Annotated in this window: 17 protein-coding genes and 1 tRNA gene; 10 read left to right on the forward strand and 8 right to left on the reverse strand. The window is 71.6% G+C overall.

Going from position 1 to position 23,616, the window contains the following annotated elements; translation table 11 throughout:
• Window positions 1–168: 168 nt before the first annotated feature.
• Both ACQBAS_RS10830 and metG read right to left on the reverse strand, forming a co-directional pair.
• On the reverse strand, window positions 169–1,068 hold the full coding sequence (locus ACQBAS_RS10830) for a TatD family hydrolase (protein ID WP_427383812.1): 900 nt from the start codon (window positions 1,066–1,068) through the stop codon (window positions 169–171).
• Between the two features lie 3 nt (window positions 1,069–1,071).
• Window positions 1,072–2,883: a methionine--tRNA ligase gene (gene metG / locus ACQBAS_RS10835; protein ID WP_427383813.1), complete on the reverse strand. Its 1,812-nt coding sequence runs from the start codon at window positions 2,881–2,883 to the stop codon at window positions 1,072–1,074.
• Between the two features lie 101 nt (window positions 2,884–2,984).
• Between metG and ACQBAS_RS10840 the strand changes: the two genes are divergently transcribed.
• Complete coding sequence (locus ACQBAS_RS10840; RefSeq protein ID WP_427383814.1) at window positions 2,985–3,599, forward strand: DUF4126 domain-containing protein; 615 nt, start codon at window positions 2,985–2,987, stop codon at window positions 3,597–3,599.
• On the opposite strand, the gene ACQBAS_RS10845 is transcribed toward ACQBAS_RS10840, so the two are convergent.
• Window positions 3,589–4,176, reverse strand: coding sequence for a TetR/AcrR family transcriptional regulator (locus ACQBAS_RS10845; protein WP_427383815.1), 588 nt, complete (start codon window positions 4,174–4,176; stop codon window positions 3,589–3,591). The two genes, ACQBAS_RS10840 and ACQBAS_RS10845, sit on opposite strands and share 11 nt — an antisense overlap.
• Window positions 4,177–4,295: 119 nt before the next feature.
• On the opposite strand from ACQBAS_RS10845, the gene ACQBAS_RS10850 reads away from it, so the two are divergent.
• Window positions 4,296–5,102: a CPBP family intramembrane glutamic endopeptidase gene (locus ACQBAS_RS10850; protein WP_427383816.1), complete on the forward strand. Its 807-nt coding sequence runs from the start codon at window positions 4,296–4,298 to the stop codon at window positions 5,100–5,102.
• A gap of 529 nt (window positions 5,103–5,631) precedes the next feature.
• Here the strand turns inward: ACQBAS_RS10850 and ACQBAS_RS10855 are convergent.
• The 3 genes from ACQBAS_RS10855 to ACQBAS_RS10865 are packed head-to-tail and all read right to left on the reverse strand — an operon-like array spanning window position 5,632 to window position 9,050.
• Window positions 5,632–6,375: a succinate dehydrogenase/fumarate reductase iron-sulfur subunit gene (locus ACQBAS_RS10855; protein WP_427383817.1), complete on the reverse strand. Its 744-nt coding sequence runs from the start codon at window positions 6,373–6,375 to the stop codon at window positions 5,632–5,634.
• Between the two features lie 2 nt (window positions 6,376–6,377).
• Window positions 6,378–8,372: a fumarate reductase/succinate dehydrogenase flavoprotein subunit gene (locus ACQBAS_RS10860; protein ID WP_427383818.1), complete on the reverse strand. Its 1,995-nt coding sequence runs from the start codon at window positions 8,370–8,372 to the stop codon at window positions 6,378–6,380.
• Window positions 8,373–8,387: 15 nt separating this feature from the next.
• Complete coding sequence (locus ACQBAS_RS10865) at window positions 8,388–9,050, reverse strand: succinate dehydrogenase cytochrome b subunit (protein ID WP_427383819.1); 663 nt, start codon at window positions 9,048–9,050, stop codon at window positions 8,388–8,390.
• A gap of 195 nt (window positions 9,051–9,245) precedes the next feature.
• Between ACQBAS_RS10865 and ACQBAS_RS10870 the strand changes: the two genes are divergently transcribed.
• Window positions 9,246–9,968 carry a spermidine synthase gene (locus ACQBAS_RS10870; RefSeq protein ID WP_427383820.1) on the forward strand — a complete coding sequence of 241 codons (723 nt, stop codon included), beginning with the start codon at window positions 9,246–9,248 and terminating at the stop codon, window positions 9,966–9,968.
• Here the strand turns inward: ACQBAS_RS10870 and rsmI are convergent.
• Window positions 9,935–10,762, reverse strand: coding sequence for a 16S rRNA (cytidine(1402)-2'-O)-methyltransferase (rsmI, locus tag ACQBAS_RS10875; RefSeq protein ID WP_427383821.1), 828 nt, complete (start codon window positions 10,760–10,762; stop codon window positions 9,935–9,937). The genes ACQBAS_RS10870 and rsmI overlap by 34 nt on opposite strands.
• Before the next feature lie 94 nt (window positions 10,763–10,856).
• On the opposite strand from rsmI, the gene ACQBAS_RS10880 reads away from it, so the two are divergent.
• From ACQBAS_RS10880 to ACQBAS_RS10910, 7 genes are all read left to right on the forward strand, one after another.
• Complete coding sequence (locus ACQBAS_RS10880; protein WP_427383823.1) at window positions 10,857–12,416, forward strand: dolichyl-phosphate-mannose--protein mannosyltransferase; 1,560 nt, start codon at window positions 10,857–10,859, stop codon at window positions 12,414–12,416.
• Window positions 12,417–12,557: 141 nt separating this feature from the next.
• Entirely contained in the window at window positions 12,558–15,230 is a 2,673-nt protein-coding gene (locus tag ACQBAS_RS10885; protein ID WP_427383824.1) for an AMP-binding protein, read from the forward strand.
• Window positions 15,230–16,252, forward strand: a complete 1,023-nt coding sequence (locus ACQBAS_RS10890; protein WP_427383825.1) for an extracellular solute-binding protein — start codon at window positions 15,230–15,232, stop codon at window positions 16,250–16,252. Before ACQBAS_RS10885 ends, ACQBAS_RS10890 begins: the two co-directional genes overlap by 1 nt.
• Before the next feature lie 22 nt (window positions 16,253–16,274).
• Entirely contained in the window at window positions 16,275–17,834 is a 1,560-nt protein-coding gene (locus ACQBAS_RS10895) for an ABC transporter permease (RefSeq protein ID WP_427383826.1), read from the forward strand.
• On the forward strand, window positions 17,831–18,961 hold the full coding sequence (locus tag ACQBAS_RS10900; RefSeq protein ID WP_427383828.1) for an ABC transporter ATP-binding protein: 1,131 nt from the start codon (window positions 17,831–17,833) through the stop codon (window positions 18,959–18,961). The genes ACQBAS_RS10895 and ACQBAS_RS10900 overlap by 4 nt, the downstream gene beginning before the upstream one ends.
• Before the next feature lie 53 nt (window positions 18,962–19,014).
• Window positions 19,015–22,587, forward strand: a complete 3,573-nt coding sequence (locus ACQBAS_RS10905; RefSeq protein ID WP_427383829.1) for a TM0106 family RecB-like putative nuclease — start codon at window positions 19,015–19,017, stop codon at window positions 22,585–22,587.
• A gap of 141 nt (window positions 22,588–22,728) precedes the next feature.
• Complete coding sequence (locus tag ACQBAS_RS10910; protein WP_427383831.1) at window positions 22,729–23,370, forward strand: maleylpyruvate isomerase family mycothiol-dependent enzyme; 642 nt, start codon at window positions 22,729–22,731, stop codon at window positions 23,368–23,370.
• Between the two features lie 100 nt (window positions 23,371–23,470).
• Here ACQBAS_RS10910 and ACQBAS_RS10915 read toward each other — a convergent pair.
• A tRNA-Ala gene (locus ACQBAS_RS10915) sits at window positions 23,471–23,543 on the reverse strand.
• Window positions 23,544–23,616 lie beyond the last annotated feature (73 nt).

Here is a 23,616-nt window from a genome sequence, read left to right on the forward strand (position 1 = left end):
AGGGAGACCTGGGGGCAAGGTGAGCAGTCATTGCCCAGCCAGGGACCCGCATCGCAGGGGAACGAGCGGGTCGTGCGCTGCCCAGGAGGGGAACCGACCCCGGCCAACGAGGAACCAGCCTGCCCCGACGAAGGCGTCAAGGTCAAATTTTGGTAACGGTGTGGTGAATCACCAGGGACCGTAGACCCTCTCCGACGTGGCGCTCAGCGCCCGGCACAGTTGCGGCACGTCGACGTTGAGCGTGGCCGCCATGGCCCGCACCGTGAGGGGCACGAGGTAGGGCGCGTTGGCGGCCCCGCGGTGCGGCACCGGCGTCAAGTAGGGGGCATCGGTCTCGACGAGCAGCTGGTCGAGCGGGGTGATCGACAGGGCATCCCGCAGGCCCCCCGCATTCTTGAAGGTGACCGTGCCGGAGAAGGACAGCAGGTAGCCGCGATCGATGCACTCGCGGGCGAAGGCCATGTCCCCGGAGAAGCAGTGGAGGACCGTGCGCTCGGGAGCACCCTCCTCGTCGAGGATCCGCAGGACGTCGTCGTGCGAGTCGCGGTCGTGGATCTGCAGAGCCTTGCCGAGCCGCTTGGCGAGGTCGATGTGCCAGCGGAACGAATCGTGTTGTGCCGCAACCCCATCCGGGCCGGTGCGGAAGTAGTCGAGCCCGGTCTCGCCGATGACCCGGATCCGCGGGTGGGCCGCGAGCGTCTCGATCTCGGCGCGCGCCTCGGCCGTCCGGCCGGACGCCTCGAGACCCGGCGCTTCGTTGGGGTGGATCGCCACTCCCCCGAGCATCTGGGGGTGCCGGTCGATCTGCTCGACCGTGAAGCGCGCGCCGGGCAGGTCGCATCCGATCTGGACGACCCGGTCGACACCCACGGACGCCGCGAGCCGGAGCGCCTCCGCCACGGCGTCGGCGGCCGTCGAGGCTCCGCCGCCGCCGGGGGCGCCGCCGGCACCCTCACCGTCGGCGAGGTCACCGCGCACGATGTCGAGATGGGTGTGGTTGTCGACGACCGGGATCGGCAGTCGATCGGGAAGGGGCGGAGTCTGCCCGTGCCGTACGTCCTGCGCCACGGGTCAGCCTGCGTCGGGCGCCGACAGCCGAGCGTGCTCCGCCGCCAGCACCTCGTCGGCGTCGTACTTGGTGAAGACGGGCGACGGCTTGGCGATCGGCGCGCCGACGACGACGGGGCGTGACTCCCACGTCGGCGTCGCCGTGTACTCGCCCGTGATGACGAGGTAGCGACGCTGCGGGTCGTCGAGGTCCTCGACCTCCTCGAGCCGCGGCATCGGCATGAACTCACCCTCGCCGCCGAGCACGCCGTGGATCGTGTTGGAGGAGTGCGGCAGGAAGGGGGACATGATCGTGTTGAGGTCGCTCACGGCCTGGACGAGGGTGTGCAACACGGTCGCCAGGCGCTCGCGCTGGTCCTCCCCCTTCAGCTTGAAGGGCTCGGTGTCGGAGACGTACTTGTTGGCCTCGCCGACCAGGCGCATGGCCTCGCCGATGGCCGCCTTCTGCCGGTGCCGTCCGATGAGGTCGCCCACCGTGCCGAAGCCGTCGCGGATCGTCGCCAGCAGCGCCTCGTCCACGGGCTCGAGCGGGCCGGGCTGCGGGATCTCACCGAAGTTCTTGGCGAGCATGGAGGCCGTCCGGTTGACGAGGTTGCCCCAGCCGGCGACGAGCTCCGAGTTGTTGCGCTGGATGAACTCCGCCCAGGTGAAGTCGCTGTCCTGGGTCTCCGGGCCGGCCGCGCAGATGAAGTACCGCAGCGGGTCCGGACCGTAGCGCTCGAGGACGTCGCGCACGTAGATGACGTGGCCGCGCGACGTGGACAGCTGCTTGCCCTCCATCGTCATGAACTCGGAGGCGACGACCTCGGTGGGCAGGTTGAGCACGCCGTACTCCCCCGGCTCGCCCCCCTTCGTGCCCTTGCCCGCGTAGGCAAGCAGCTCGGCAGGCCACACCTGCGAGTGGAACGTGATGTTGTCCTTGCCCTGGAAGTAGTAGGACAGCGCCTCGGGGTCGTTCCACCACTCGCGCCAACGGTCCGGCTCGCCGAGGCGGCGGGCCCACTCGATGGACGCCGAGAGGTAGCCGACGACGGCGTCGAACCACACGTAGAAGCGCTTCGTCGGCTGGTCGCGCCAGCCGTCGATCGGCACGGGGATGCCCCAGTCGAGGTCGCGCGTCATGGCGCGGGGCCGCACGTCCTTGAGCAGGTTCTGCGAGAAGGCGATGACGTTCGGGCGCCACGTGCCGCTGGCCTCGCGCTCGGCGAGCCACTCGCCGATCGCGTCGGCGAGTGCCGGCAGGTCGAGGAAGAAGTGCTGGGTCTCGACGAACTCGGGGGTCTCGCCGTTGATCTTGCTGCGCGGGTCGATCAGCTCCGTGGGGTCGAGCTGGTTGCCGCAGTTGTCGCACTGGTCGCCGCGGGCCTCGCCGTAACCGCAGAGCGGGCAGGTGCCCTCGATGAACCGGTCCGGCAGGGTGCGACCCGTCGACGGGCTGATCGCGCCGCGCGTGGTCTGCTCGATCATGTAGCCGTTGCGCCAGTCGCCGGTGAAGAGCTCCTGCGCCACCGTGTAGTGGTTGACCGTGGTCGTGCGGGTGAAGAGGTCATAGGCGAGGCCGAGGTCGGTGAGGTCCTTGGCGATGACGGCGTTGAAACGGTCCGCGAGCTCGCGCGGGGTCACGCCCTCCTTGTCGGCCTGGACGATGATCGGCGTGCCATGCTCGTCGGTGCCCGAGACCATGAGCACGTCATGACCGGCCATCCGCATGTAGCGGCTGAAGACGTCCGAGGGGACACCGAAGCCGGCGACGTGACCGATGTGGCGGGGGCCGTTGGCATAGGGCCAGGCGACGGCCGAGAGAACCTTGCTCATGGCGGCAATCCTAGGTCCGCCGGGCGGCCCGGCCCCGAGCCGGTCGGATTCGGGGCGCGTCAACACGGCGGCGGGGCCCGATGCGGGGCACAATCGGGCACATGATCGCCGCTCTCACAGGAGTGGGCCTCTCGGCTGCCGCCGGGCTCAACGCCTACATCCCCTTCCTCATCGTCGCCCTCATCGCGCGCTTCACGGACGTCATCACACTGCCGTCCTCCTTCGCGTGGATCGAGAGCGGCTGGGCCATCGGCGTCGGCGCCGTCCTCCTCCTCGCGGAGGTCGTCCTCGACAAGGTCCCCGCCGTCGACACGGTCAACGACGCCGTGCAGACCTTCATCCGACCCAGCATGGGCGGTCTCATCTTCGCCGCGACGACGGCCGCCGAGAGCCTCGACCAGTCGACGTGGATGCAGCAGAACCAGTGGGCCGGGATCCTGCTCGGCATCGTCGTGTCGGGGCTCGTGCACTCGGGCAAGATGGCCGCCCGCCCCGTCGTCAACGCGACGACCCTGGGCGTCGGCGCCCCCGTCGTCTCCACCGTCGAGGACGGCGCGTCGATCGGCCTGAGCGTGATCGCGATCTTCCTGCCGCTGCTCGTCATCATCGCCATCGTCATCCTGCTGCTCGCCTTCATCTGGGCCTGGCGGGCGGCGGCGCGACTGCGTCGTCGGCGGCGAGAGCGACCGGGCTGGGCGACCGGCCTCAGCGGATGAGGGACTGCACGAGCAGCCCCACCATCTCGCGCAGGTAGTTCTCGCGGCGGTCCTCCGGCTGCCCAAGGGCGCTCAGCAGAATGCCCTCGAAGGCGGCCACCGTCGCCGTGGCCAGGCGCAACGGCTGCGGGTGTCCCGTCCGGGCGGCGATCGGCGTCGCCGCGGCGATGAGGTCGTCGTGCCACGGCGAAAAGGCCTTGTTGATGGCCGGCACGCGCACCGCCTCCAGGCTCAGCTCCGCGCGCACGAGCGAGACCTCCGGGTGGTCGAGCCACTCGACGAAGAGGCCGACGATGCCCGCCGTGAGTTGCTCCTCGTCGACGCCGTCCTCCGAGGCCAGCGGCTCCATGAGCGCCCGGACCTGGGCGTGCAGCTGGTCGGCCACGTGCTCGCTGAGCGCGACGAGGAGCGCCATGCGGGTGCGCAGATAGCTCGACGTGCTGCCCTCCGGCAGCCCCGCCTCGCGGTCGACGGCGCGGTGGGTCAGGGCACGCAGGCCGCCGGCCGCGGTCACCCGCACCGCCGCATCGAGGATCCCGGTCATCCGCGGCGACGGGTTGTAGCTGCGCTCGGGCACGTGACCTCCTGATCTCGCCGGCTGGGTCTCATCCGCTGAGTGCGCCGCGGGGTCGCGGGCGTCACGCACCCTACCGGCGCCGCCGTCGCCGGCCGAGTCGACGTGTCTACCCTCGACCCATGCACAGCGCTCCCGACCCGCTCGACGGGCAACCGCCGACCCCGCAGGCGGCACTGCGGCCCCGCGACCTCCTCATCGAGACGGTGCTCGTGCTGGGCGTCTCCCTCGGCGCCTCGGCGATCTGGTCCGCCCTGAGCCTGATCCGCAAACTGCTCGCCGAGACCGGGCTGCGTGCCCAGACGACGGCCATGAACAGCTCCGTCGTGCCGGACCACCCCTGGCTCGACCTCGCGTACCAGCTCGTCGGCATCGGCCTCGCGCTCGTCCCCGTCGTGCTCGCCCTGCACCTGCTGGGCCGCGACCACGGCCAGCCGCGCCCCCTTCGGCGCCTCGGCCTCGACCGGGGGCACGCGGGCGCCGACCTCGTGCGCGGCCTCGCCCTGTCGGCCGCCATCGGGCTGCCGGGCCTGGCGCTCTACCTCGTCAGCCGCGAACTCGGCCTCAACACGACGGTGGCGGCAGCGGACGTGTCCGGGGCGTGGTGGACCGTCCCCGTGCTCGTCCTCGCAGCGGCCCAGAACGCCGTCCTCGAGGAGGTCATCATGATCGGCTACCTCTTCGCTCGCTGGCTCGGCGCCGGCTGGTCGACGGTGGCCGTCGTCGTCACGTCAGCGCTCATCCGCGGCAGTTACCACCTCTACCAGGGCTTCGGCGGGTTCGCCGGCAACGTCGTGATGGGCCTGATCTTCGGGTTGATCTACGTCCGGACGAAGAGGATCGCCCCCCTCGTCGTCGCCCACACGGTCCTCGACGTGGTCGCCTTCGTCGGCTATGCCCTGCTGCGCGACCACCTCGCCTGGCTCTGACCCCCTTCGCGCGCGCACTCGCGAGGGACTGGCGAGGGCGGGCGGTGAGGGGGGCGGTGAGGGCGTGGCGTGAGCCGGGCCGTGTGCGACGCGGGGAGCGCTTCACCCGAGTTGCGCAGCGTTACCCGACATGCGAACCCGGGTAACGCTGCGAGTATCGGGTGACCCGATACGCGTGAGGCAGGTGGGGCCGTGGGGCTGGCGTGAGCCGGGCGTGTGCGACGCGGGGAGCGCTTCACCCGAGTTGCGCAGCGTTACCCGACATGCGAACCCGGGTAACGCTGCGAGTATCGGGTGACCCGATACGCGTGAGGCAGGTGGGGCCGTGGGGCGGGCGCGAGCCGGGCGTGTGCGACGTGGGGAGCGCTTCACCCGAGTTGCGCAGCGTTACCCGACATGCGAACCCGGGTAACGCTGCGCGTATCGGGTGACCCGATACGCGTGAGGCAGGTGGGGCCGTGGGGCCGTGGGGCGGTGGGACGCCGAAGGGGGCCCTGTCCGCGTGGACGGGGCCCCCTTCGGGACGGGCCTACTTCTGCGCGCTCAGCGCGTGCCGGTAGTCGGCGTTGAGCTGCGAGATCACGTCGAGCGGGATCTCCTTCGGGCAGCTCGCCGCGCACTCGCCGATGTTGGTGCAGCCACCGAAGCCCTCGGCGTCGTGCACCTCGAGCATGTTGATGACGCGGGAGTCGCGCTCGGCCTGACCCTGGGGCAGCTCGCCGAGGTGCGTGACCTTGGCGCCGAGGAAGAGCATCCCCGACGCGTTCGGGCAGGCCGCGACGCAGGCGCCGCACCCGATGCACGTCGCCGTGTCGAAGGCGCGGTCCGCCTTGACCTTCGGGACCGGGGCCGCGTGAGCGTCCGGGGCAGCGCCCGTGTTGACCGAGATGTAGCCGCCGGCCTGAATGATCCGGTCGAAGGCGCCACGGTCGACGACGAGGTCCTTGATGACGGGGAACGCGTCCGCGCGCCACGGCTCGACCGTGATGGTGTCGCCGTCCTTGAAGGAGCGCATGTGCAGCTGGCAGGTCGTCGTGACCTCCGGCCCGTGGGCCTGGCCCGAGATCATCAGACCGCACATGCCGCAAATGCCCTCGCGGCAGTCGCTGTCGAAGGCGATCGGGTCGGTGCCCTCGGCATTGAGCTGCTCGTTGAGGACGTCCAGCATCTCGAGGAAGGACATGTCCGGGGAGATGTCGTCGACCTCGTAGGAGACCAGCGAACCCTTGGCGGCGTTGTCCGGCTGACGCCAGATCTTGAGGGTGAGCTTCATGATTACTTGTAGCTCCTCTGCTTGAGCTCGATGGCCTCGTAGACGAGGGGTTCCTTGTGGAGGACCGGCGCGCCGTCCCCACCGTGCTCCCAGGCCGCGACGTAGGCGAACTCGTCGTCGTGACGCAGCGCCTCACCGTCCTCGGTCTGGGACTCGGCGCGGAAGTGGCCGCCGCAGGACTCGCGCCGGTGCAGCGCGTCGATGCACATGAGCTCGCCGAGCTCGATGAGGTCGGCCACGCGGCCGGCGCGCTCGAGGCTCTGGTTGAGCTCCTCGTTCTTGCCGAGGACGCGCAGGTTGGACCAGAACTGCTTCTTCAGGTCGCGGATCTTCTCGATGGCCGTGAGCAGGCCCTCCTCGGTCCGCTCCATGCCGCAGTACTCCCACATGATGTTGCCGAGCTCGCGGTGGTAGCTGTCGACCGAGCGGTCGCCGCCGGAGCTGAGGAAGTACTCGATCCGGTCCGTCACCGACGTGCGCGCCTCGACGACCGCCTCGTGGTCCTCCGACAGCGCGTCGAAGGGGCCCTTGGCCAGGTAGTCGCGGATCGTGTTCGGCAGGACGAAGTAGCCGTCTGCCAGACCCTGCATGAGGGCCGAGGCGCCGAGGCGGTTGGCGCCGTGGTCGGAGAAGTTCGCCTCACCGGCGACGAAGAGGCCGGGGATCGACGACTCGAGGTCGTAGTCCACCCAGAGGCCACCCATCGTGTAGTGCACGGCCGGGTAGATGCGCATCGGCGTCTCGTAGGGGTTCTCCCCCGTGATCCGCGCGTACATGTCGAAGAGGTTGCCGTACTTGGCCTCGACGGCCGGGCGACCCAGTCGCGAGATGGCCTCGGCGAAGTCGAGGTAGACGCCGCGGCGCACCTGGCGCTCCTCGCCGTCCGGGCCGAACTCCGTGATGGCCGGGCCGACGCCGCGACCTTCGTCGCACATGTTCTTGGCCTGGCGCGACGCGATGTCGCGGGGCACGAGGTTGCCGAAGGAGGGGTAGATCCGCTCGAGGTAGTAGTCGCGGTCCTCCTCGGCGATCTCGCGCGGGTCCTTGTCGCAGTCCTCGACGCGCTTCGGCACCCAGATGCGGCCGTCGTTGCGGAGCGACTCGCTCATGAGCGTCAGCTTCGACTGGTGGTCGCCGGAGACCGGGATGCACGTCGGGTGGATCTGCGTGTAGCAGGGGTTGGCGAAGTGGGCGCCCTTGCGGTGCGCGCGCCACGCCGCGGTGACGTTGCAGCCCATGGCGTTCGTCGAGAGGAAGAAGACGTTGCCGTAGCCACCGGAGGCGAGGACGACGGCGTCGGCGAGGTGCGTCTCGATCTCGCCGGTGACCATGTCGCGGGCGATGATGCCGCGGGCGCGACCGTCGACGACGATGAGCTCGAGCATCTCGTGACGCGTGAACGTCTCGACGGTGCCGGCGGCGACCTGACGCTCGAGCGCCTGGTAGGCGCCGATCAGGAGCTGCTGGCCCGTCTGGCCGCGCGCGTAGAACGTGCGGGAGACCTGCACACCACCGAACGAGCGGTTGTCGAGCAGACCGCCGTACTCACGCGCGAAGGGGACGCCCTGCGCGACGCACTGGTCGATGATGTTGGCGCTGACCTCGGCCAGACGGTGGACGTTCGTCTCGCGGGAGCGGTAGTCGCCGCCCTTGACGGTGTCGTAGAAGAGACGGTGGACGGAGTCGCCGTCCTCCTTGTAGTTCTTCGCGGCGTTGATGCCACCCTGGGCGGCGATCGAGTGGGCGCGACGCGGGGAGTCCTGGTAGCAGAAGGACTTCACGTTGTAGCCCGCCTCGCCGAGCGTGGCCCCGGCGGAGGCACCGGCGAGGCCGGTGCCGACGATGATCACGGAGAGCTTGCGGCGGTTGGCCGGGTTGACGAGGGCCGCCTCGAACTTGCGGGTCGTCCACTTGTCCTCGATGGGACCAGCCGGCGCCTTCGTGTCCGCGATGGGGGCGCCCTCGGAGTACAGGCCGTTGATGAGCGTGTCAGTCATGTCTGTGGCAGTCCCTTAGTCGATGATCCCGGCGAGGATGGCGAGCGGCGTCAGCAGGAAGCCCCCGGCGATGACGACCGCCGTGACGATGCCGGCGGTCTTCGCCTTGGCGCGCGACGCGGTCGAGCTCGTCAGGCCGAGCGTCTGCGACGCGCTCCAGATGCCGTGGTGCAGGTGCATGGCCAGCGCGAGCATGGCGAGGGCGTAGATCAGCGTCACCCACCAGATCGAGAAGCTCTCGACGATGTTGGCGTAGGGGCTGGCCTGCTCGCCCTGCGGCGTCACCGTGTGCGTCGTCAGGTGCAGGATGTGGAAGATCACGAAGAGCAGGAGGGCCAGACCGCCCCAGCGCATGGTGCGCGAGGAGAGCGTCGAGCCGACCGCCTTCTTCACCGCGTAACGCTGGGTGCGGGCGCCCGAGGCGCGGCTCCACAGCGCGAAGGCGCTCCCCGCGTGCCCGATGAGGGCAAGCACGAGGACCACGCGGATGACCCACAGCAGGCCCGCGTAGGGGAGCATCGGCTCCCCGAAGGTGCGCAGGTGGTGCGCGTAGTCGTTGAAGGCCTCGGCACCGCGGAACGCCTGAAGGTTCCCGTACATGTGGAGGACGAGGTAGAGCACGAAGATGATGCCGGTGACCGCCATGAGGAGCTTCAGCCCGATGGAGGACCGGCCCACGCCGCGCTGCTTTGCGCTGGGGAGAGTCGTAGTTGCCACAGGCGAAACGTACCGCTTGGTGACGGCCGCCACGTGCCGCGGGGGGCGCTTTCCGGTGTGAGATGTGCCCGGTTACCGGGACGTAATAGACAACGCAACTGTTGGCGAAATGCGTTGTCGTGCAACTGTGTCGGCACGGTCGGCGAGGATGGAGGGATGAGCGAGCCAACGGACCACGCAGCGCAAACGATCGTCAGCACCACGACGGATCACGGCGACATCACGCTGCGGGAGCGCCGGACTCCGGGCGGCGTCGTGCACGAGCTCGTCGTCAACGGGGTCTTCGCCATGGACACGGTCGACACGACCACGGAGGTCGCGCTCGCCGAGCGGGCCCTCGCCCTCGTCGAGTCACCCCGTCGGGTCCTCGTCGGCGGCCTCGGCCTCGGCTTCACGGCGTGGAACGTCCTCAAGGACCGCCGGGTCGAGCGGGTCGACGTCGTCGAACGCGAGGAGGCCCTCGTCGAGTGGTCGCGCCTGGCCTTGGCGCCGACGCTCGGCCTCGTGGGCCGGCACCCGCGCGCCCACCTGCACGTGGCCGACGTCCGGGACGTGCTGACCGGCGACGCGTCAGCGGCAACCCCCGGCGACGTGGTCGGCCCGTGGGACGTCATCCTGCTCGACGTCGACAACGGCCCGAGCTTCCTCGTCCACGACGACAACGGCGGTCTCTACGGGGCGGACGCGCTGCGCGCGACCCTGGCGAAGGTCGTCCCCGGCGGCGTCCTCGCGATCTGGGCCGCCCAGCCCGAACCCGACCTCGCGGCGCGACTCGCCGAGCTGGCCCCCACGCAGGAGATCCTGGTCGAGGTGCACCGCGGCGGACGCGACCTCACCTACGCCCTCTACGTGGCGCGGGCGGCAACCGCGGCGTCGTAGAGCGCCTTACGGCTCAACCCGGTCTCGGCGGCGACGGCCACCGACGCCTCCTTGAGGCGCTCCCCGGCGGCGACCCGGTCCAACACCCGGGCGACGGCGTCGTCCTGCGAGACGACCGTGGCTGGAGCACCGTCGACGACGACGGTGATCTCGCCGCGGACCCCTTCGCTCGCCCACGCGGTCAGCTCGTCGAGTCCGCCGCGGCGGACCTCCTCGTAGGTCTTGGTCAGCTCGCGGCAGACGGCCGCGCGACGGTCGCCGCCGAAGGCCTGGGCCATGGCCGCGAGCGTGTCGGCGATCCGGTGCGGCGCCTCGAAGAAGATCATCGTCCGGCGCTCGTCGGCCAACGCGCCGAAGAACCGTGCGCGCTCCCCCGGTTTGCGCGGGGCGAAGCCCTCGAAGCAGAACCGGTCCACGGGGAGCCCCGAGACCGCGAGCGCCATCAGGACCGCACTCGGGCCGGGGACACAGGTGAGGGGGATGTCCGCATCGATGCACGCGCGCACCAGGCGATAGCCCGGGTCCGAGACGGACGGCATCCCCGCATCGGTCACGAGGACGACCCGCTCCCCCGCCTGGAGCCGCGCGATCAGGTCCGGGGTGCGCTCGGCCTCGTTGTGCTCGTGATAGCTGACGACCTTGGCCTGCGTCGTCACGCCGAGGTCGTTCTGGAGGCGCCGCAGCCGCCGCGTGTCCTCCGCGGCGATGACGTCGGCGCCCGCGAGCTCGGCCGCGAGCCGGGGCGCGGCGTCGCGGGGATCCCCAATCGGGGTGGCGGCGAGGACGAGGGGCACGGGCCCATCCTCGCAGGCGCGACCGGCCCCCTTCGCCCACCTCCGTGCGCGCGGTGTGGCCGACAGTCGACGGCGTCTGTCTACGATGACGCCCATGACCCGGGGAGAGCAGTTGCGCACTCGCCTGCTCGGATTCCGGCCGTCCGACACCCTCTGGGGCTGGTTCGGGCCGCTGCTCATCGCCGCGCTCGGTGGCGTGATCCGCTTCTGGCGCCTGGATCGGCCGCACCAGCTCGTCTTCGACGAGACCTACTACGTCAAGCAGGGCGTCTCGATGCTCGACCACGGGGTCGAGCTCCGCTGGCAGGGCGACGGCGAGAAGGTCGACCCGTGGTTCACCCACGGCACCACGGACGTCTTCATCTCCACCGACGGTGACATGGTCGTCCACCCGCCGGTCGGCAAGTGGGTCATCGCCGCCGGTGAGTGGCTCTTCGGCGCGGACTCGTCGTGGGGGTGGCGCTTCTCCGTCGCCGTGCTCGGGACGTTGTCGATCCTCATGATCGGGCGGATCGCGCGGCGCCTCTTCCGCTCGACCCTGCTCGGCTGCGTGGCCGCCTTCCTCCTCGCCTTCGAGGGACACCACTTCGTCCACTCGCGCACCGGCCTGCTCGACCTCATCCTCATGTTCTTCCTGCTCGCCGGCTTCGGTGCGCTCCTCATCGATCGGGACTGGAGCCGGGCCAAGCTCGCGCGGAAGGTGGCCGCGCTGCCGGCCGGGACGACGCTCGACTGGGGTCCGTGGCTCGGTGCGCGGCCGTGGCGCTGGGTGGCCGGCCTGAGCCTCGGCCTCGCCATGGGCACGAAGTGGTCCGGTCTCTACGCGCTCGCCGTCTTCGGCCTGATGACGGTCCTGTGGGACATGGGCGCGCGCCGCGCGGTCGGCGTCCGGCACTGGATCGCCGCAGGCGTCGTCAAGGACGGACCCCTCGCCTTCATCGCGATGGTCGGGACGGCCTTCGTCACGTACATCGCGTCCTACGTCGGCTGGTTCCGCAGCGAGCACGGCTACGACCGCCACTGGGCCGAGTCCCGCGCGGCCGAGGGCGGCTTCGGCTGGGTGCCGGACCCGTTGCGGTCGCTGTGGCACTACCACGCTGAGATGTACGACTTCCACGTCCATCTCACGTCCAAGCACACCTACCAGGCCAACCCGTGGAGCTGGATCGTCCAGGGCCGACCGACGTCCTTCTTCTACGAGGGACCGACGAAGGGGGACGCCGGCTGCGCCGTCGACCAGTGCAGCAAGGCGATCCACTCGATCGGCACCGTGCCGGTGTGGTGGCTCGGCGCACTGTCGATCCTCGTGCTCGGGGTCCACTGGGCCCTACGGCGCGACTGGCGCGCGGGCGCGATCCTCGCCGGACTCGCGGCGACCTACCTGCCGTGGTTCACGATCCAGCACCGGACGATCTACGGGTTCTACTCCGTGGCCTTCGAGCCGTGGGTCGTGCTCGGGGCGACCTTCGTCCTGGGTCTCGTGCTCGGGCGGCGCGAGGACAGCCTGCTGAGGCGCCGGGCCGGCCTCGCGTCAGTCCTCGCCTTCCTGCTCCTGTCGCTCGCGATCTTCGCCTTCTTCTGGCCGATCTACACCGCGCAGGTCATCCCCTATGACCACTGGCGCTGGCGGATGTGGTTCCCGAGCTGGATCTGAGTGGCCCGCCGGGCGCCCCAACCCATGGCTGTCTCATGTCCGGCGGCCCCTGATTTCTACCCCGACCCGACCTGAGCTAGCCTTCCCGCCATAGGTCAGCCTTACCTAACTTAGGTGAGCCAAATGTCGGAAGGAGATCAGGTGTCGGTCGTTGCTCGTCCGCGCACGCCGGAGGCGCCCGCCTCCGCGCCCGCTCTCCGGCCGGCGCGCGGGCCGCGGTCGGTCCCCTTCGTCACCGATCTCGCCACGCACGGCGACGCACCCGCGCTGGTGACGGCCGGCGGCATCCGCACCCACGCCGCCCTCGCGCAGGCGGTGGCCGATGCGGCCGCCGCCCTCCCCGACGTCGCGACCGGACGGCGACTCGTGCTCCTCGAACTCGGCAACGACGAGACGTCGCTCGTCGCCCACCTCGCCACGCTCGCCGCCGGGCACGTCGCGCTCATCACCTCCCCGACCCACGCGTCGACCGACTCGCTCGTCGGGCGCTACGCCCCCGACCTCGTCGTCCCCCACGGGACGCCGCTGCCGGCCGCCGCCCGCGCTGCCGCGATCGCGGACCAGCCGGCCCGGCATGATCTGCACCCGGAACTCGCGGTCCTGCTCAGCACGTCCGGGTCGACCGGCTCCCCCAAGCTCGTGCGGCTGTCGCACGACAACCTCCAGTCGAACGCCGAGGCGATCGCCCAGGCACTCGGCCTGCGCGCCGACGACCGCGCCATCACCTCGCTGCCCGCGCACTACTGCTACGGCCTGTCGGTGCTGCACAGCCACCTTGCCGTCGGCGCCTCCGTCGTCCTCACCGGGGCCTCGGTCGTCGACCCGTGCTTCTGGGACGCGGCGCGCACACACTCGGTGACGAGCCTCGCCGGCGTGCCGCACACCTTCGAAATGCTGGAGCGGATCGCCGGGGCCACGGCGAGCCTGCCGTCGCTGCGGCGGATCACCCAGGCCGGTGGCCGGATGGCCCCGCGACGGGTCGCCGAGGTCGCCGAACGCGGCCGCCGCGAGGGCTGGGACCTCGTCGTCATGTACGGCCAGACCGAGGCCACCGCCCGGATGGCGATCCTCCCGCCCGAGCTCCTGCCCGGCGCCGAGGACTCCGTCGGTCGCGCCGTCCCCGGATCCCGCCTCACCCTCGACCACGGTGTCCCCGAGGCGGTGGACCTCGGCCCCGACGTCGGCGAACTCCTGCTCGAGGGCCCGGGGGTCATGCTCGGCTACGCCCGCAGCCCACGCGACCTCGCCCTGGGGCGCACCACGCACGTGCTGCGCACGGGCGACCTCGCCCGGATCGACGAGGACGGGCTCGTCCGGATCATCGGCCGCCGCCGTGCCTTCCTCAAGGTGCTCGGCACCCGGATCGACCTCGGCGAGGTCGAGGCCCGCCTCGAGGAGCGCGGACTGAGCGCGTGCGCGGGCGGCACCGACGAGACGCTCGACGTGGCCGTCGCCATCGGGCCCCAGCTGTCCTGCACCACCGCGCTGCGGGCGACCGTCGCCGACGCCGCCGGCCTGCCCGCCGCCGCGGTGCGCACGGTCGTGCTCGACGAGCTCCCCCGCCTGAGCACCGGGAAGGTCGACCGGCCGGCAGCCATGGCGGCCGTCGCCGCAGCGGCCGAGGCCGCGCAGGCGTCGCAGGGGCAGGCGACGACCGAGGCAGCGACCGATCAGATCGCCGCTCGCCTCGCCGCCCTGCGCGAGACCTACGCGCTGTGCCTCGACCTGCCCGACGTCACCCCGGAGGACACCTTCTCCTCCCTCGGTGGCGACTCCCTCTCCTATGTCGAGGTGTCGCTGCGGGTCGAGGAACTGCTCGGCGATCTGCCCGCGGACTGGCACCACCGCAGCCTCGCCGACCTCGCCGCGAGCGCGGTCGAGTCCCCGTCGCGCCTCGCCGCGGTCGAGGGCACCGTGGCCCTGCGCGCCGCAGCGACGGTGGCGGTGGCGCTCGCCCACGTCGACGTCGTCGAGATTCGCGGCGGCGCCCACGCGCTGCTCGCCGTGGCGGGTTACAACCTCGCGCGCTTCTCGCTGTCCGCACCCACGGGCCGCGAGCGCCTGCGCCGGACGTTCGGCTCGGTGGCGGCCGTCGCGGTGCCAGCCGTCCTCTGGATGACGCTCGTGACCCTCGTCAACGGCACCTACGACCTCGCCAACCTCGGCCTCGTCAACTGGCTCGTCGGGGACGTCGAGTGGGGCGCCCGCGTGCACGCCTGGTTCATCGAGGCGCTCGTCTGGTGCAGCCTCGGCACGGCTGCGCTGCTCGCGATCCCGGGCGTCGGCCGGCTGCACCGGCGGGCCCCCTTCGCCCTCGCCCTCGGTCTCGCGGTCGTCGCGCTCGTGCCGCGGTTCGTGTTCCTCACCGACACCTCGACGCCCGTGCGCGGCCTGCCGTACTTCGTGGCGTGGCTCTTCCTGCTCGGGGTCGCCGCCGCCGGTGCGCGCGGCCACGGCCAACGGGCCCTCATCCTCGCCGTCGCGGCACTGGGGATCCACGGCTACTACGGCGACCTGATCCGCGAGGCGACGATCCTCGCCGGCGTCGCCGCGCTGCTGTGGCTGCCGCGCGTCCGGATGCCGCGCCCGGTCGCGGCCGCGACCGCCCTCATCGCCTCGTCCTCCCTCTTCATCTACCTCTGCCAGTGGCAGGTCTTCGGCCTCTTCGACGAGAAGCGCGGCCTGGCCGCCTTCGTCGCCGCCATGGCCGTCGGCATCGCCGTCCACCTCGGCTGGACCCAGTTTGTCCGCCTCGTCCGTCACCGCACGAAGGTCACGAAGGTCACCCCGACCCCGATCAAGGAGCACCACTGATGCGCCGCGCCACCACCCTCGTCGGCCTCGTCGCCGTCCTCGCCACCGCCGCGTGCGGCAGCGCGCAGGACTCCGCCGAGCCCGAGCTCGACCCCGCCAAGCTGACGATCTACTCCTCGCAGCACGAGAACGTGACGCAGGCCTGGGTCGACGCCTTCGAGAAGAAGACGGGCGAGGAGGTCCAGATCCGCTTCGGCAAGGACTCCTCGATGGGCCACCAGCTCGTCGAGGAGGGCGCCGACTCCCCCGCGGACGTCTTCCTCACCGAGAACAGTCCCGCCATGACGCTCGTCCAGGACGCCGACCTGCTCGCTCCCGTCGACGACACCACGCTGGCGCAGGTGCCGAAGGACCGGGCCCCGTCCAACGGACTGTGGACCTCCATCGCCGCCCGCTCGACCGTATTGGTCTACAACCCGGAACTCGTGGACGAGGCGGACCTTCCGGACTCGCTCATGGACCTGCAGGATCCGGAGTACCAGGGCAAGTGGGGTGCCGGGGCCACCGGCGCCGACTTCCAGGCCATCGTCGCCGGGATGCTCGAACTCGAGGGCGAGCAGGCCACCGCCGACTGGCTGACCGGCCTCAAGGACAACGCCGAGCTCCTCCAGAACAACATCGTCACCATGAAGGCGGTCAACGAGGGTCAGCTGCCGATGGGCGTGATCTACCACTACTACTGGTACCGCGACCAGGCCGCCTCCAAGGAGGGCAGCGGCAACACCAAACTCAAGTACTTCAAGAACGAGGACCCGGGCGCCTTCGTCAGCTACTCGGCCGGTGGCGTCCTGAAGTCGAGCAAACACTCCGCCGAGGCCCAGGACTTCCTCGCCTTCGTCACGAGCAAGGAGGGTCAGCAGATCCTCACCGACTCGGGCGCGAAGGAGTACACCGTCGCGACCGGCGTCGCGGCCGACGCCGACCTCCCGCCCCTCGACAGCCTCGAGGCCCCCGACATCGACCCGTTCACCCTGGACTCGGAGAAGGTCGCCGAACTCATGACCGATGCAGGTGTGCTCTGACGGACGCGGCAGACTGTCGCTGATGTCCGCCGACGCTCAGCGAAACCACCACGGCCTGCGCCGGCCCCTCTCGGGGTCGGCGCTCGTCGGCGTGGCCGCGCTGCTCGTCACGGTCCTGACGCTGCTGCCGATCGGGGTCGTCGTCGTCCGCGCGGCCGATGCCGGCTGGGCGACCGCGGTCGAGGCCCTCGTCCGCCCTCGGGTCGGCGAACTCATCCGGCACACCCTGGCGCTCGTGGCTATCACCGTCCCCGCGACGGCCGTGCTCGGCGTCGGCGCGGCGTGGCTCGTCGAGCGCACGGACCTGCCGCTGTCCCGGACGTGGCGCGCGCTGCTGCTCGCCCCGCTGACGGTGCCCGCCTTCGTCAACGGCTATGCCTGGATCTCGCTCGTCCCCGGTCTGCACGGACTGCTCGGCGCCGCGATCGTCACGACACTGTCGTACTTCCCCTTCGTCTTCCTGCCGGTCGCCGCCGTGATCCGCGGCCTCGACGGCGGCGCCGAGGACTCGGCGCGCGCCCTCGGGCTGGGTGCGGGGGCGACCTTCGCCCGGGTCGTGTTGCCGCAGCTGCGCCCGGCGCTCTCCGGTGGCCTCCTGCTCGTCGGCCTGCACCTGCTCGCCGAGTACGGCGTGCTCGAGATGATGCGCTACTCGACCTTCACGACGGCCATCCTCGAGCAGTACCAGCTCGGTTTCAGCAACGACACGGGAAGCCTCTTCGCGTGTGTGCTGATCGTGCTGTGCCTGACCTTCCTCGGCGTCGAGTGGCTGCTGCGCGGTAATGCGCGCGTCGCCCGCTACGGCCGCGGCACGCTGCGCCGGCCCGAACCCGCCCGCCTGGGCGCCTGGACCGTGCCGTCCCTGCTCGCCCTCACCTCGCTGATCGTGCTCGCCCTCGGCGTGCCGCTCGCCAGCGTCGGCCGCTGGCTCGTCACGGGCTGGTCCGCGATCGACTGGGCCTCCGTCGGACGCACCGGCTCGGCCACCCTCGGCCTCGCGCTGGCCGCCGCCGCCCTGACAACGCTGGCCGCCCTGCCGGCCGCGTGGCTGCTCGTGCGACGCCGCACCCTGCTGGCGATGGCGCTCGAGCGCGCGACCTACCTCGCGAGCTCGCTGCCCGGCGTCGTCGTCGCGCTCGCGCTCGTCACCCTGACCGTCCGCACGATCCAGCCGCTCTACCAGAGCGCCGCGCTGCTCGTCCTCGCCTACGCCATCCTCTTCATCCCGCGCGCCATGGTCAGCGTCCGGGCCGGGCTGGCGCAGGCCCCGCCGGAGCTCTCCGAGTCGGCGCGCTCCCTCGGCCTCGGGCCGCGGGCGACCTTCCGCCGGGTGGTGCTGCCGCTGGCCGGACCGGGTGCGCTCGCCGGCGCCGGGCTCGTCTTCATCGCCGTCTCCACCGAACTGACCGCAACCCTCATCCTCGCCCCGACCGGGACGCGTACGCTCGCCACGCAGTTCTGGGCGGCGAGCGACGAACTCGACTACGTGGCCGCGGCGCCGTTTGCCGCGGCGATGGTCCTCGTGTCGCTGCCGCTGACCCTCGCACTGCTGCGCCAGATCAACCAGGAAGGGGACTCATGAGCACCCTGACCGTCACCGGAGTGAGCGCCTCCTACGGCTCGAAGGAGGTGCTCCACGACGTCGACCTCGTCGTCCCCACCGGGACGACGACCGCGATCCTCGGCCCGTCCGGCTGCGGCAAGACGACCCTGCTGCGGGTCATCGCCGGCTTCCGGGCGCCGAGCGCGGGCCGGGTCGCCATCGACGACCGCGACGTCGTGGCCGACGGCGTCTGGGTCGCGCCGGAACGGCGCGGCATCGGCTACGTCGCCCAGGAGGGCAACCTCTTCCCGCACCTCGACATCGCCCACAACCTCACCTTCGGGCTGAACTGGCGCGAGCGCCGCGCCTCCGCCGGGGTGCCTGAACTGCTCGAGCTCGTCGGTCTCGACCCGGAACTCGCCCGGCGCCGCCCCGACCAGCTCTCCGGCGGTCAGCAACAGCGCGTCGCCCTCGCCCGTGCCCTGGCCCGCAAGCCCGGCCTCGTCCTGCTCGACGAACCGTTCTCGTCGCTCGACACCGCCCTGCGCGCCTCGACCCGCGCGTCGGTCGCGCAGGCCCTCGCCGCGACCGGGACCACGGTCGTCCTCGTGACCCACGACCAGTCCGAGGCGCTGTCCTTCGCCGATCAGGTGGCGATCATGCGGGCTGGCCGCTTCGCGCACGTCGGTCCGCCGCCGGACGTCTACCACTCCCCCGTCGACCCGCACGCGGCCGCCTTCCTCGGCGACGCCGTCATGGTCTCGGGCCGCGTCGTTGCCGGGTCGGGCGCTGGCTCGGGCGCCGGACGGCGCGTCATCAGCCCGCTCGGCGAACTCGAGACGCCGGACGCGCTCGCGAGCGTCGAGGGACTCGACGTCGAGGTCATGCTGCGTCCGGAGCAGCTGCGGCTCGTCCGCAGCGGCCACACCGGCCCGCCGCTCGGCACGCTCGACGGATCGACCAGCCGCCTCGGCCCGAGGGGGACCGCCCAGGGCGTCGTCGTCGACACCACCTATTACGGGCACGACGCGCTCGTGAGCGTGCGGCTCGAGGACGACGCCCACACCGTCGTCCAGGCCCGGACGACGGGCTCCGCCATGCCCTCCGTCGGCGAGCGCGTGGGGGTCACCGTCGACGGTCCCGCTCGCATCTATCCGCTGGCCTGAGTCGGGACTGACCGCGCTCCTGCACTGTCGGCACCCGCGGCTACCTTGAGGACATGTTCCTCCTCGACGGTGACCTCGTCACCAGCCCCAGCGACCTTCGCGCCGCCGCCGCGTGCGAGTTCTCGCTGCTGACCGGGCTGGACGACCGGATCGGCCGTCGGGCGCGCCCCGACACCGGGCCAGACGACATGCTCGAGCGGGTGGCCGAGCTCGGCCTGGCCCACGAGCGGCGTGAGCTGTCGCGGCTCGAGCGCGCACACCCGGGACGCGTGGTCCGGTTGGAGCCGCCCCGCGAGCGCACCCGTGCGGCCTACGAGGCGGCGCACCGGGCGGCCCTCGCGGCGATCGCCTCCGACGCGGACGTGATCTACCAGGCCACGCTCTTCGACGGCACGCTGCTCGGGATCGCGGACTTTCTGGTGCGCGACGCGCGGGGCTGGATCGTCGTCGACACCAAGCTCGCCCGGTCCGAGTCGGTCGCCGCCCTCCTCCAGGTCGCGGCCTACGCGGCGATGCTGCGCGACGCCGACGTCCCGGTCGCGCCGATCGCCCGGCTCGTCCTCGGCAGCGGGGAGCAGCAGGACCACTCGCTCGCCGACCTGCTGCCCGTCTATCGGGAGCGCCGACGGCGCTTGGACCGCGTGCTCACCGCACACCTCGCGGAGTCCGATCCGGTGGCGTGGCGCGACCCGCGCTGGTTGGCCTGCGGGCGGTGCGACGACTGCGCCGCCGCCGCCGAGGAGACCGATGACGTCCTCGGGGTGGCCGGGGTGCGCCTCCCCCAGCGGGCCCTGCTCGCCGAGGTCGGGGTCCTGACCAGGCGCGACCTCGCCGCACGCACCGAGCCGGTCCCGGGCCTGCCCGATGCCCGGCTGGCGCACCTCGTCGCGCAGGCCCGCCTGCAGGTCGAGCAGGCCGACGCCACCCCACAGCCGGACGGTCGCCCGTGGGTGCACGCCGAGCTGCGCGACCCGAGCGCGTTGGACATGATCCCGCCTGCGAGCGAGGGTGACGTCTTCTTCGACTTCGAGGGCGACCCGATGTGGACCGAGCCCGGGTCGGCCGTCTGGGGGCTGGAGTACCTCTTCGGCCTCGTCGAGATCGACGGCGTCGCCCCCGGCGACGCGCCGCGCTTCCAGGCGTTCTGGGCGCACGATCGCGAGCAGGAGCGGCAGGCGCTCATCGACTTCGTCGCCCACCTCCAGGAGCGTCGGCGCCGCTGGCCCGATCTGCACGTCTACCACTACGCCTCCTACGAGCAGTCCGCCCTGCTGCGCCTCGCCGCGCGGTACTCGGTGTGCGAGGAGGAGATCGACCAGTTCCTGCGGGAGGGCGTCTTCGTCGACCTCTACGCCGTCGTGCGGGCGGGCCTGCGAGCCTCCCAGCCGTCGTACTCGATCAAGGCACTCGAACCGCTCTACATGGGTGACGACCTGCGGGCTGCGGACGGGGTCAAGGCGGGCGGGGACTCGATCGTCGTCTATCAGCTGTACTGCGACGCCGTCCTCGAGGACCGGGTCGACGAGGCGGCGCAGCGCCTCGAGGACATCCGGCAGTACAACGAATACGACTGCGTCTCGACGCTGCGGCTGCGCGACTACCTCCTCTCGCTCGCCCCGGCCGACCACGTACGGGCGGTGCCGGACACGGAGGAGGCCGAGCGGACCGAGCGTGAGGTCCGGCCCGAGGTGCGCCGTGCCATGGAGCTCGAGGCGGCCCTGTGGGAGTTGACGCCGACGACGAAGGTCGCCGACCGCACCCCCGACGAGCAGGCCCTGGCGATGGTCGCGGCGTCCGTGCAGTTCCATCGCCGCGAGGCCAAGCCCTACTGGCAGAACGTGTTTGCCCGCAAGCGCACCCCCGTGAGCGAGTGGCGTCCCGCCGAGGACCTCTTCATCGTCGACCACGTCGAGGTCGTCTCCGACTGGGGCACACCCGAGGGGTCGCGCGCCAAGCCCCGTCGCGTCCTGCGCTGCGTCGGGCACACGCGCTCGCACGTGCCCCTCGCCCCCGGGGCCGAGGGGCTGAAGGCGGCGTACGCCGCCCCCTTCCCGCTGGGGTCGGATCACCAACCTCACGAGCTCCACGCACACGGCGGTGGCGTCGCGGTGCTCGAGGTCGGCACGATCGACGCCGGCGACGCCCATGACGGTCGCTCGGACGAGGTCGCAGAGATGGTCGTCATCGAGGAGCGACTCGCGACGGGCATGGAGCCGCACGGGGAGCTGCCGGTCGCCTTCGTCCCCGTCGGCCAGATCCCGACGCAGCGGATCGACGGCGCCCTCGCCGATGTCGCCGAGGAGGTCCTCGAGGCGTGGCCAGCGATGCCCCCGCGCGCGGGCATCGACCTGCTGCGCCGGCTCCCGCCACGACTGCGCTCCGGCGGCGCGCTGCCGCCCGTCGGGGGCGGCGACGAGCGGCACATCGACGCGGTCACGGCCGCGGTGCGTGCGCTCGACCACTCCTACCTCGCGGTGCAGGGACCGCCCGGCACCGGCAAGACGCACGTCGCGTCGCACGTCATCGCCCGCCTCGTCGACGCCGGCTGGCGGGTGGGCGTGACGTCGCAGGGCCACGCGGCCATCGACAACGTCCTCGGCGCCGTGATCCGGGCTGGGGTCGACCCCGCTCGTGTCGGCAAACCCGCAAAGGCCTCCCGGAGTGGCGACTCCACGGCCGCTGCCGACGTGCCTTGGACCGTCCTGGACCGCGCCGCCATGGCGGAGTTCTGCGCCCAGGAGGGCGGCTACGTCGTCGGCGGGACCGCGTGGGACCTGTGCCACGAGGAGCGGATCGCGCGGGGCCAGCTCGACCTGCTCGTCATCGACGAGGCCGGGCAGTACTCCCTGGCGAAGACCCTCGCGACGTCGGTCGCCGCCGACAACCTCCTCCTGCTCGGCGACCCGCAGCAGCTGCCCCAGGTCTCGCAGGGCGTGCACCCGGCCCCGATCCACGAATCCGCCCTGGGCTGGCTGCTGGACGGGGCGCCCACCGTCCCGCCGACGCACGGCTACTTCCTCGAGACGACGTGGCGGATGCACTCGGACCTCACGCGCCGGGTGTCCCGACTGTCCTACGACGGTCAGCTCCTGGCCCACGAGCGGACCGACGCCCGCGGGCTCGCCGGGGTGGCCCCCGGCCTGCACACGGTCACCGTCGACCACCACGACAACCGCACGTCATCCACGGAGGAGGCCCGCGCCGTGCGCGATCTCGTCCGGGACCTCCTCGGCCGCGACTGGACGGCGCCGGACGAAGGGGGCCGCCCGCGGCCCCTCGACCAGGACGACTTCTGCATCGTCACGCCCTACAACGCTCAGGTCCACCTGTTGCGGACGGTGCTCGACGACGCAGGCCTCGACCGGGTCCCGGTGGGCACGGTCGACCTCTTCCAGGGACAGGAGGCTCCCGTCGCCATCCTCTCGATGGCTGCCTCCGCCCACACGGACGTCTCCCGCGGCATGGCCTTCCTCCTCGACCGGCACCGGCTCAACGTCGCCATCTCCCGCGGGAAGTGGGCCGCCTACGTCGTCCGCTCGGAGGTGTTGACCGACTTCGCCCCGCGCTCGAGTCGGGAACTCCTCGCCCTCGGTGCGTTCATCGGGCTGACTGCGCCCGAGGACTGACTGCGCCCGAGGACTGACTGCGCCCGAGGACTGACCGGGAGCGAGGGGCTGAGAGGGACACCGTCGACGGAGCCCGAGTCACTGCCCTCGCCCTCCCGGATTCCGCCCAGGGACGGGCACAGACGGAGGATGATCTCGGGTATGCCCGAGCTGGCGGCCCGGATCCGCACTGAACGAGAAGCCCTGATCGCCCTACTCGAGACGCTCACCCCCGAGCAGTGGCAGACCCCGTCACTGTGCGAGGCATGGCGCGTCATCGACGTCGCCGCACACGTCGCGTGGGCGCCCCCACTGGGGCTGCGCGAGGCGATTCCGCTGTTGGCTCGGGCCGGGTTCGACAGCAACCGGATGACCGCGGCGACGGCGCTGGAGTGGTCCGGGCGCGGCACCAGCGCCATCCTTGAGCAGTTGCGCGCCAACGCCGAGGCGGACGCCAAGCCCATCCTCGTCCCTCGGCTCGCCGCCCTCGACGACGCCGTCGTCCACCAACTCGACATCCGGGTTCCGCTCGGCGCGACCAGGGTCATCCCGGCCGGTGCCGTCGCCCAGGCAGCCGATTTCGCGGCCCGACTGCGGTGGCCGCTGTCGCAGGCCATCAAGGGATCGACGCAGCGCCGCATCGCCGGGCTCCAGATCGTCGCCGAACCCTCGGGGTGGACCTACGGCGAAGGTGACCTCGTGCGCGGCGACGACGTGACCATCCTGCTCATGCTGCACGGCCGCCCCTTCGACCACACCCGCCTGAGCGGCGCCGGCGTCGCCACCCTGCTGCGCCGCCGGTGACGGCGAGCGGGGCCGTGGCCAGGGCGGCTGGCTGCGGGCAGGGCGGCTGGCTGCATGACAAAGGGGCCAGACGGTGACCGTCTGACCCCTTGCCGTGCGGTGGAGCTACGGGGATTCGAACCCCGGACCTTCTCATTGCGAACGAGACGCGCTACCAACTGCGCCATAGCCCCAAGTGCGACGAGAAGGATAACACCGGGTCGGCGCCGGAGCGAAAACGCCTGCCGTGTGGTCACCTTCGGCACA

Origin of the sequence: Janibacter zhaoxuefangae, from assembly GCF_050271985.1 — a bacterium.
Taxonomy (GTDB): domain Bacteria; phylum Actinomycetota; class Actinomycetes; order Actinomycetales; family Dermatophilaceae.

Bases quoted from the DNA above. Each gene is read 5' to 3' on its own strand.
- metG (WP_427383813.1), bottom strand. From the start codon at position 2,883: ATGAGCAAGGTTCTCTCGGCCGTCGCCTGGCCCTATGCCAACGGCCCC.
- ACQBAS_RS10840 (WP_427383814.1), top strand. From the start codon at position 2,985: ATGATCGCCGCTCTCACAGGAGTGGGCCTCTCGGCTGCCGCCGGGCTC.
- ACQBAS_RS10850 (WP_427383816.1), top strand. From the start codon at position 4,296: ATGCACAGCGCTCCCGACCCGCTCGACGGGCAACCGCCGACCCCGCAG.
- ACQBAS_RS10855 (WP_427383817.1), bottom strand. From the start codon at position 6,375: ATGAAGCTCACCCTCAAGATCTGGCGTCAGCCGGACAACGCCGCCAAG.
- ACQBAS_RS10860 (WP_427383818.1), bottom strand. From the start codon at position 8,372: ATGACTGACACGCTCATCAACGGCCTGTACTCCGAGGGCGCCCCCATC.
- ACQBAS_RS10870 (WP_427383820.1), top strand. From the start codon at position 9,246: ATGAGCGAGCCAACGGACCACGCAGCGCAAACGATCGTCAGCACCACG.
- ACQBAS_RS10880 (WP_427383823.1), top strand. From the start codon at position 10,857: ATGACCCGGGGAGAGCAGTTGCGCACTCGCCTGCTCGGATTCCGGCCG.
- ACQBAS_RS10890 (WP_427383825.1), top strand. From the start codon at position 15,230: ATGCGCCGCGCCACCACCCTCGTCGGCCTCGTCGCCGTCCTCGCCACC.
- ACQBAS_RS10895 (WP_427383826.1), top strand. From the start codon at position 16,275: ATGTCCGCCGACGCTCAGCGAAACCACCACGGCCTGCGCCGGCCCCTC.
- ACQBAS_RS10900 (WP_427383828.1), top strand. From the start codon at position 17,831: ATGAGCACCCTGACCGTCACCGGAGTGAGCGCCTCCTACGGCTCGAAG.
- ACQBAS_RS10905 (WP_427383829.1), top strand. From the start codon at position 19,015: ATGTTCCTCCTCGACGGTGACCTCGTCACCAGCCCCAGCGACCTTCGC.
- ACQBAS_RS10910 (WP_427383831.1), top strand. From the start codon at position 22,729: ATGCCCGAGCTGGCGGCCCGGATCCGCACTGAACGAGAAGCCCTGATC.